This window comes from Nocardia sp. NPDC024068 (assembly GCF_040638875.1).
Taxonomy (GTDB): Bacteria; Actinomycetota; Actinomycetes; order Mycobacteriales; family Mycobacteriaceae; genus Nocardia.
Genome location: NZ_JBEZYU010000103.1, coordinates 1 through 8855, shown reverse-complemented (window position 1 = coordinate 8855; position 8855 = coordinate 1). Strand labels below are relative to the sequence as shown.

Sequence of the window (8855 nt, the reverse complement as noted above, 5' to 3'; positions counted from 1 at the left end):
CCTCGAGACTCGTGGCTTCGCCACATGCGCTTCGAGGGCTGACAGCAGACGCGGGCCGAACCCTTTCAGGGCCTCGCTGAACTCGGCGCCGAGGGGGTGGGCCGGTTGGCGGGACGGACCATACGGATCGCGGTTGGTGGCCGGGGCGTGCGCGGGCCGGGAGGGGAAGGTTTGCGGGTTGGTGGGGTGGTGCCCTCAGGGAGGTTTCCCGAGACCGGCGCGGTCGGCTCGGAGGGTCGCCGATAAACTCCACTCGGCCGGGAAAGAACTGTTTCGTTCGTATTCAGGAGAGAACATGTCTGCCCCTCGTCCGCCATTGGCGGGATTGGCCGCGGTAGCCGGTGCCGATGCCGCCTTGCGGACCGTTTCGGGGATGCTCGGGCAGTCGCCGGTGGAGTTGGTGGCGCCGGCGGCGGTGCGGTCGTTCGTGGCGGCGACCGTGGCCGGCGAGCGTCCGGTGGTGCTGGTCACCGCGACCGGACGGGAAGCCGATGATCTGACGCTGGAGCTCACCGAGATGCTGGGGGCGGCGGTGGCCCAGTTCCCGTCGTGGGAGACGTTGCCGCACGAGCGGCTGTCCCCGGGCGCGGATACGGTGGGCCGCCGGCTCGAGGTGTTGCGGCGGCTGGCGCATCCGGACGATCCGGTGTTTCCGGAACCGTTGCGGGTCGTGGTGACCACCGTGCGGTCGCTGATGCAGCCGATGGCGAGCGGGCTGGGGGATATCGAACCGATCGTGTTGCGGATCGGCGGGGAAGCCGATTTCGACGAATTGGTTTCGCGGCTGGTCGAATTCGCGTATACGCGAGTGGATATGGTCGGCAAGCGCGGTGAGTTCGCGGTGCGCGGCGGCATTCTGGATCTGTTTCCGCCGACCGCCGACCATCCGGTCCGGGCGGAGTTCTGGGGTGACGAGGTCACCGAGTTGCGGGAGTTCTCGGTGGCCGATCAGCGGTCGCTGGGGGAGACCTCGCTGACCGCGGTGGTGGCGCCGCCGTGCCGGGAGCTGCTGCTCACGGCCGCGGTGCGGGAGCGGGCGGCGGCGGTGGCGGCCGCCAATCCGGCGGACGCGGCGCTGGTGGAAATGCTGGACAAGCTGGGCGAGGGCATCCCGGTGGAGGGGATGGAGGCGCTGCTGCCGGTGTTGCAGCCCGGGGAGCTGCGGTTGCTCACCGACCAGCTGCCCGGCGGCACTCATCTGCTGGTGTGCGATCCGGAGAAGGTCCGCACCCGCGCCGCCGATCTGATGCGTACCGGGGAGGAGTTCCTGGAGGCGTCGTGGACGGCGGCATCCTTCGGTGGTGACGCCCCGCTGGGCGCGCACGGCCTGGACCTGGCCGCGTCGGCGTACCGGCCGCTGTCGGAGATCCGCGACAGCGCCGACGACCGTGAACTGCCCTGGTGGACGCTGAGCCCGCTGGCTTCGGGTGACCCGGCCGAGGTGGAGCTGCCGGTGCAGTCCGGGCCGACGGCGCGCGGGTCCGATGAACTGGTGGCGACCATTTTCGCCTCGTTGCGCGCGCATGTGCTGACCGGCGGCCGCGCGGTGGTGGTGCTGGCGGGTCACGGCACCGCGCAGCGCACGCTGGAACGTCTCGGTGAAGCGGAGGTTCCGGCGGCGCAGCTGGCGGCGGGCGCGGAACCCGAGCCCGGAGTCGTGGGCGTGCTGTGCGGTTCGCTGCACGACGGGGTGATCTTCGGTGACGCCGGTCTGGTGGTGGTCGCCGAATCCGATCTCACCGGTAACCGGGTGACCGCGCCGGGTGATGGGAAGCGGCTGCCCGCCAAACGCCGTAACCAGGTCGATCCACTGGCGTTGAACTCCGGGGACATGGTGGTCCACGATCAGCACGGGATCGGCCGGTTCGTGGAGATGATCGAGCGCACCGTCGGCGGGGCGCGGCGGGAATACCTGGTCATCGAGTATGCGCCCGGTAAACGCGGTCAGCCCGGCGATCGGCTGTTCGTACCGATGGAGTCGCTGGACCAGCTCTCGCGATATGTGGGCGGGGAGTTGCCCAGCCTGTCGAAACTGGGCGGCGCGGACTGGGCGAACACCAAACGTAAGGCGCGTAAGGCGGTCCGGGAGATCGCGGGCGAACTGGTGCAGTTGTATGCCGCCCGGCAGGCCGCCCCGGGGCACGCGTTCGGTCCGGACACCCCGTGGCAGCGGGAGATGGAGGACGCGTTCGTCTTCACCGAGACCGTCGATCAGCTGACCGCCATCTCCGATGTGAAGTCGGATATGGAGAAGGCCGTGCCGATGGACCGTGTGGTGTGCGGCGACGTCGGCTACGGCAAAACCGAGATCGCGGTCCGGGCGGCGTTCAAGGCGGTGCAGGACGGTAAGCAGGTGGTGGTCCTGGTGCCGACGACCCTGCTGGCCCAGCAGCATCTGCAGACCTTCACCGAGCGGCTCGCCGGATTCCCGGTGACCGTGCGGGGGCTTTCGCGGTTCACCGATCCCGCCGAGTCCCGCGAGGTGCTGGCCGGGATGGCCGAGGGCGAGGTCGATATCGTGGTCGGCACCCACCGCCTGCTGCAGACCGGCGTGCGCTGGAAGAATCTCGGCCTGGTGATCGTGGACGAGGAGCAGCGGTTCGGCGTCGAACACAAGGAACACATCAAGGCGCTGCGGACACATGTGGACGTACTGACCATGTCCGCGACGCCGATCCCGCGCACCCTGGAGATGAGCCTGGCGGGGATCCGGGAGATGTCGACGATCCTCACCCCGCCCGAGGAACGGCACCCGGTGCTGACCTATGTCGGCGGCTACAACGACAAACAGGTCACCGCCGCGATCCGCCGGGAACTGCTGCGCGACGGCCAGGTGTTCTATGTGCACAACCGGGTGTCGTCGATCGAGAAGGCGGCCAAGCGGATCCGGGATCTGGTCCCGGAAGCGCGGGTGGTGGTCGCGCACGGGCAGATGAACGAGGACACCCTCGAGCGCACCGTGCAGGGGTTCTGGCAACGTGAATACGACGTGCTGGTGTGCACCACCATCATCGAGACCGGCCTGGACATCTCCAATGCCAATACGTTGATCGTGGAACGGGCGGATGCGCTCGGGCTGTCACAGCTGCATCAGTTGCGCGGCCGGGTCGGGCGCAGCCGCGAACGTGGTTATGCGTATTTCCTGTATCCCCCGGAGAAACCGCTCACGGAGACGGCCTACGACCGGCTCGCCACCATCGCGCAGAACTCCGATCTCGGCGCCGGTATGGCGGTGGCCATGAAGGATCTGGAGATCCGGGGCGCGGGCAATGTGCTCGGCGCGGAACAGTCCGGGCATGTCGCCGGTGTGGGTTTCGATCTGTATGTGCGGCTGGTCGGCGAGGCGGTGGAGGCCTACCGGGCGGCCGCCGACGGGAAGCCGATCACTACCGAGGAGACCAAAGAGGTCCGGATCGATCTGCCGGTGGACGCGCATATCCCGCCCGACTACATCGCCAGCGACCGGCTACGGCTGGAGGCGTACCGGAAACTCGCCGCCGCCCATGACGATCCGGCGCTGGCCGGAGTGGTGGAAGAACTGGTGGACCGGTACGGGCCGTTGCCGGTGGAGGTGGGCCGGCTGGTGTCGGTGGCCCGGCTGCGGTTGCTGGCGCGCGAGTACGGCGTCACCGAAATCGCGGTCACCGGTACCACGGTGAAGGTGTCGCCGCTGTCGCTGCCCGATTCGAAACAGTTGCGGCTCAAGCGGATCTATCCCAGCGCGAGCTATCGCGCCGCGAGCGGCGTGGTGCAGTTACCGCTGCCGCGGGTACGCGACAGCGTCGGCGCCGACCGGCTTCGCGATGTGGCGCTGCTGCAGTACCTGGCGGATCTGCTGCTGGCACTGGACGGTAAGGCCGCGGGTGCGGTGGACCTCACCGTCGCGACCGAGGTGTCCCCGTCGCGATGACCGCCGAGCACGGATCCGCGGCCGATCCGGAACCCGGTGTCCTCGACCGGGAAACCGCAACAGTCGCGGCGGGTTTGACCGAGGCCGTCGAGGTGATGGATCGGCTGTGGCGGTTCGGCGGCTGGGAGGTCACCCAGACCCACGATTCGCTGCGCCCCTACCTGCTCGAGGAAACCTATGAGCTGCTCGACGCGATCCAGCAGGAGGACGTCGCCACCATCCGGGAGGAACTGGGCGATCTCCTGTTGCAGGTACTGTTCCACTCCCGGATAGCCCAGGCGGCCGGAGAATTCACCGTCGACGATGTGGCGGCCACCCTGGTGGCCAAGCTGGTGAATCGCAGTCCCCATCTGGTGGCGGGGCCGGAGGAATCCGGCGCCGGCGCGGCGGTCACCGTCGAAGAGAAGGTCGCGGCGCAGGAAAAGGCCTGGGAGGAACGGAAATCCGCCGAGAAGACGAGGCGCTCCTGCCTCGACGGTATCGCGATGGCGCAACCTGCCCTGGCTCTCGCCGAGAAGGTGCGCTCCCGCAGTGCTCGCGCCGGTCTGCCCGCGGAACTGATACCGGAGGCCCTTCGGGTGGTCCACCTCGGCGGCCCGGAAAGCGCGGAAGAGATCGTTCGGAAGGCGACGCTGGCCTTCGCCGCCGCCATCCGCCGGGCCGAGGATGCCGCCGAACTGGCCCGCGGCGCCCGGCTCCCACTCTCGCCCGCGGACTGGCACCGATACTGGCCCACTGCCCCCTGACCACGGAGTCCTACGAGACGGCCGTGGTCTCCTGCCCCGCGAGGGGAGTCGCCGCTGCCGCCTGCATACCGTCGAGCATGTAATGCAGGTACTTCATGGGCCGGTCGGCTACGGGCCCCGGTAACGCGTCGGGATGGCAGGTGAAGACGTTGAGCAGGTAGACGATATCGTCGCCGCGCACGTCGGGTCTGATGGTGCCGTCGGCCCGGGCCCGGCGGACGAGATCCTCGAGTTGCTGCACCCAGCGGAACCGTTCCGCGGCGAACTCCGCGTTCTCCGTGAACGCCTCGTCGGGCAGTTCGGCCAGTGCGGCGGCCAGCGCGCCCCGGCCCGACTCGGCGACCCACATGACGAACTGCCTGATCGCACTCCAGGCATCGGTGCTCTCACCGGCGGCGTGTGCCAGGGCCTGGGCGATCGAATCCAGGTAGTGCAGGCCGATGGCCGCGATCAGGGCGTTGCGGTCGGGGAAGCGGCGGTAGAGGGTGCCGACCCCGACCCCGGCCCGGTCGGCGACGGCCTTCATCGGCGCGTTGACCCCGTATTCGGCCACGACCTCGGCGGCCGCCGCCACGATCTTGTCGAGGTTGCGCCTGGCGTCCGCGCGCATGGTTCCTCCAGAAATGGACGATTGAATTCCGGTTAGTGTATCGTCTCACTGAACCGGAACTGGACGTTCCGGTTCCATTTGGTCGCACTTCAGGGAGACAGCATGATCGTGGTGACGGGCGGCACCGGGACCATCGGCGGGGCACTCATCCGGCGGTTGCGGAGCCAGGGCTTCGGCCGGGAGGTGCGGGCGGTGGTGCGCCGGCCGGTCGAGCTGGGCGTCGAGACCGTACTCGGCGATTTCAACGAACCGGAATCGATCGTCGCGACGCTCTCTGCCGGTGACCGGCTGTTCCTCAACGCCATGCCCTTCCCGCGCTTCGTCGAGACCTTCAACGAGGTCATCGACCTGGCCCGGGCGGCCGGTGTCGCACAGATCGTGGCGGTATCGGTGCTCGGTGCCGAACCCGGCAAGACCCTCGCAATGGGAGTGCACGGCGAGGTCGACGAACATCTGCGGACTTCGGGTGTGCTGTACGCGATCCTGCAGCCCACCGGTTTCATGCAGAACTTCGTCGCCGATCTGAAACTCGACCGCTTTTACGGCTCCTATGGCAAGGCGGCGGTCAACTACATAGACGCCAGAGATATCGGCGACGTGGCGGCCGCGCTGCTGACCGCGCCTGTCGGTGAGTCGCGCGACTACATCCTGACCGGGCCGCAATCGCCGACACACGACGAAATCGCCGCCGCCATGACGACCGCGCTCGGCCGTGAGATCCGGTACGTGGATCTGCCGGTCTCGGAGCTGGCCGCGCGGCTGGCCGCCGAGGGTGTTCCGGAGCCGCTCGCCACCGACCTGCCCGCCATGCAGGCGGCGATGGGCCGGAGCTGGGCGGAGGTACACCCCATGGTCCAGGAGGTCACGGGCCGTGCACCCCGGACACTGGACCAGTTCCTGGCCGACCATATTTCAGCGTTCGACGCCTGAGATCTTCCGGTGTTCCACTGGGAGGATCGGCCCCAGTGCCCCGGCGAGAGCGCCGATGCAGATATCCCGGAGTTGATCGCGGGTGCATGAGCGCTGCTCCAGCCAGTCGACCGTGAGTACCCGGACGAATGTCAGCCAGCTCATGATCACCGACGACGCCATATCGCGGAGGTCTCCGGTGAGGCCGGTGATATCGACCATGCGGTGGCGCAGTTCGCCCAGTTCGCCCCAGATGATCGCCTGGATGGTGGGATCGCCCGCGAGCTGGCGGTTGGCGGCGATCACCGAATGCGCGTTGGCCTCGAAATAGTCGATATGGGTGTCCAGGGCGGCGGCCAGCTGGTCGGCCAGCGGTCGGTGCGAGTCCAGGACGGTGTTGTCGAGCAGCTGGGCGGTCGCGCGCCGGTATATCTCGGCGAACAGTTCACGCTTGTTGGGGAAGTGGCGGTACAGCAGCGCCCGCGAGACTCCGGCGCCGGCCGCCACATCTTCCATGAGTACTTCGTCGTAGGCCCGTTCGGCGAAGAGGCGCTCACCGGCGTCGAGTAGCAGTTCGCGGCGTTCTTCCGGAGCGAGTCGACGGCGGGTGTTCATTTCGCCCAGGTTAGTTGACGCGTGTCTACCGGCCGTCGTATGGTCTTAGTAGACACACGTCAACTAACTCTGGTCGCGTGCGGCGCGCAGGGGATTCGATGGGGAGTACTCATATGGAAAAGACGCTGCGGTCGCTCTGCTGGATGATGGGCATCATCTGCACCCTGATCGGAATCGCGCATATCGTCATCGGCCCGGAGGCGGTTCCGGATACGGGGGCCCTCACGGCAACCGATGACAACCAGAACCGCTTCTTCGGCGCGATATTCGCGGGTTACGGACTCGCCTGGATCTGGGCGGTACGCCAGTCACCCATACACGGCAACGCGGTCCGGTGGCTCGCCGGAATCATGTTCGTGGGCGGCCTGTCCCGTTTCTTCTCGGTGGCCGCGCACGGCTGGCCGCACCCGTTCGTCATCGGGCTGACCGTCCTCGAACTGGTACTGCCACCCCTCTACTTCTGGCTGGTCCGCGGAGTCGAGAGCCGGCCCATTCCGGTGACGGCCTAGACGTTCACGCCGTAGTCGCGGGCGATACCGGCCAGCCCCGACGCGTAACCCTGCCCGATCGCGCGGAACTTCCACTCGCCCTGCCGCCGGTACAGCTCGCCGAACACCATCGCCGTCTCGGAAGAGGCATCCTCGGAGAGGTCGTAGCGGGCGAGTTCGGCGCCGGTGCCCAGATCGACCACGCGGATATAGGCGTTACGGATCTGCCCGAAGGACTGCCCGCGCTGATCGGCGTCGTGAATGGAAACCGGGAAGAAGATATTGGTGATCGTCTCCGGCGTATTCGCGAGGTCGACGTTGATCACCTCGTCGTCACCGTCGCCCGCACCGGTGAGATTGTCGCCGGTGTGCTCGATCGAGCCGTCCGGGGACCGAAGGTTGTTGTAGAACACGAAATGCAGATCCGAGAGGACCTTCAGATCCGGTCCGGTGGCCAGGGCGCTGGCATCGAGGTCGTGGTCGGCGCCCGTGGTGGTGCGCACGTCCCAGCCGAGTCCGACGGCGACCTTGGTCAGGTCGGGGGCCTGTTTGGACAGCGAGACATTGCCGCCCTTGGCCAGATTGACGCTCATGATCTCCTCTCCACGGCGCCGCGCGCCGGTCCGCACGAAGCCGCGGCTTCCGCCTTCAGTTCTTCTCTTCGTTCTCCGCCCAGGTTTTCAACGTCGCGACCCGGTGCTCCAGAGCGTGCAATTCGCTGTCGTCCAGGACGGTGCGCTGAATCCCCTGGGCGACCATGAAGGCCGACTGCCGGTGGTCGTCGATGGAGTCCACGTCGAGACGGACCGCGACATAGTCGTCGGCGCCGGGCATCTCCTCGGCGATCACCTTCGCCGCGCCACGTGCACACAATGCCACGTTGCCGCCGCCGAGGATCAGAAGAGCGACCTGCGGCCGCTCCCGCAGCCGGGCCAGCGATCCGCGATCGAACTTGAGACTCAGCAGAATACGGCGATCACCGGCGCGCACGGGCCACGAGACCGGAATGGCGTGCGGAGCGGGATCCGTGGTGACCAGGACAGCGATGGTCTCCTGCGGCCACTCCGGCAGCGCCTCCAGTTCAGGATGGTCGGTCGCCGGGTTTTCCGTAGGGCTGAGTCCGGGTGCCATATCGTCCCCTCCTGGATCGACGTGCCACGGCGGAGGAAATGCCGCAGCCCTCACCAGTCTAGAGGCCGGTGCGCACGGGTGCGGCATAAGTGCAGCCTTCCCACCTGCATCGGAACGCTGTGCCGCGGTACGGGATCGGTGCCCCGGAACCAAGGGGAGCCTCAGAAGCGGAGGTGGAGTTGGAATTCGGGAGGTGGGGGTGTGATTCGGGGGTGGCCCTTCGCGAAGGGCGGGAGGTGGGTTTGAGGCGGCCCCTCCGCGAAGGCACCCGCGCAACGCAGCGCATGGTCCGGTACCAGCGTCACTGCCCGGTTCCGATCCGGATCGGGCTCGTCCGGAGAATGGGTCACTTTCTCGGTGCCGAGTTCAGCGAGGCCCACAAAGGGTTCGGCCCGCGTCTGCTGTCAGCCCTCGAAGCGAGGCGGCGCAGCCGCGAGTCTCGAGGG

The 8855-nt window shown here is 67.8% G+C and carries 8 protein-coding genes; 4 read left to right on the top strand and 4 right to left on the bottom strand.

All coding sequences use genetic code 11. The features are described 5' to 3' along the window. Window positions 1-295 precede the first annotated feature (295 nt). Both mfd and AB0F41_RS31125 read left to right on the top strand, forming a co-directional pair. The gene (gene mfd, locus AB0F41_RS31130; protein WP_357430092.1) at window positions 296-3910 is read left to right on the top strand and encodes a transcription-repair coupling factor; all 3615 of its coding nucleotides are present in this window, start codon (window positions 296-298) and stop codon (window positions 3908-3910) included. A gap of 95 nt (window positions 3911-4005) precedes the next feature. Then, the gene (locus tag AB0F41_RS31125; protein ID WP_357430094.1) at window positions 4006-4656 is read left to right on the top strand and encodes a MazG family protein; all 651 of its coding nucleotides are present in this window, start codon (window positions 4006-4008) and stop codon (window positions 4654-4656) included. A 10-nt stretch (window positions 4657-4666) separates the two neighbouring features. Here the strand turns inward: AB0F41_RS31125 and AB0F41_RS31120 are convergent, their stop codons facing one another. Further along, window positions 4667-5266 carry a TetR/AcrR family transcriptional regulator gene (locus AB0F41_RS31120; RefSeq protein ID WP_357430090.1) on the bottom strand — a complete coding sequence of 200 codons (600 nt, stop codon included), beginning with the start codon at window positions 5264-5266 and terminating at the stop codon, window positions 4667-4669. Between the two features lie 102 nt (window positions 5267-5368). On the opposite strand from AB0F41_RS31120, the gene AB0F41_RS31115 reads away from it, so the two are divergent. Then, window positions 5369-6196, top strand: a complete 828-nt coding sequence (locus AB0F41_RS31115) for an NAD(P)H-binding protein (RefSeq protein ID WP_357430088.1) — start codon at window positions 5369-5371, stop codon at window positions 6194-6196. Here the strand turns inward: AB0F41_RS31115 and AB0F41_RS31110 are convergent. After that, window positions 6179-6790: a helix-turn-helix domain-containing protein gene (locus AB0F41_RS31110; protein ID WP_357430086.1), complete on the bottom strand. Its 612-nt coding sequence runs from the start codon at window positions 6788-6790 to the stop codon at window positions 6179-6181. The two genes, AB0F41_RS31115 and AB0F41_RS31110, sit on opposite strands and share 18 nt — an antisense overlap. Before the next feature lie 113 nt (window positions 6791-6903). On the opposite strand from AB0F41_RS31110, the gene AB0F41_RS31105 reads away from it, so the two are divergent. After that, window positions 6904-7299, top strand: a complete 396-nt coding sequence (locus AB0F41_RS31105) for a DUF4345 domain-containing protein (RefSeq protein ID WP_357430084.1) — start codon at window positions 6904-6906, stop codon at window positions 7297-7299. Here the strand turns inward: AB0F41_RS31105 and AB0F41_RS31100 are convergent. Both AB0F41_RS31100 and AB0F41_RS31095 read right to left on the bottom strand, forming a co-directional pair. After that, window positions 7296-7871, bottom strand: a complete 576-nt coding sequence (locus AB0F41_RS31100) for a TerD family protein (RefSeq protein ID WP_357430082.1) — start codon at window positions 7869-7871, stop codon at window positions 7296-7298. The genes AB0F41_RS31105 and AB0F41_RS31100 overlap by 4 nt on opposite strands. A gap of 55 nt (window positions 7872-7926) precedes the next feature. After that, the gene (locus tag AB0F41_RS31095) at window positions 7927-8409 is read right to left on the bottom strand and encodes a pyridoxamine 5'-phosphate oxidase family protein (protein ID WP_357430080.1); all 483 of its coding nucleotides are present in this window, start codon (window positions 8407-8409) and stop codon (window positions 7927-7929) included. Window positions 8410-8855 lie beyond the last annotated feature (446 nt).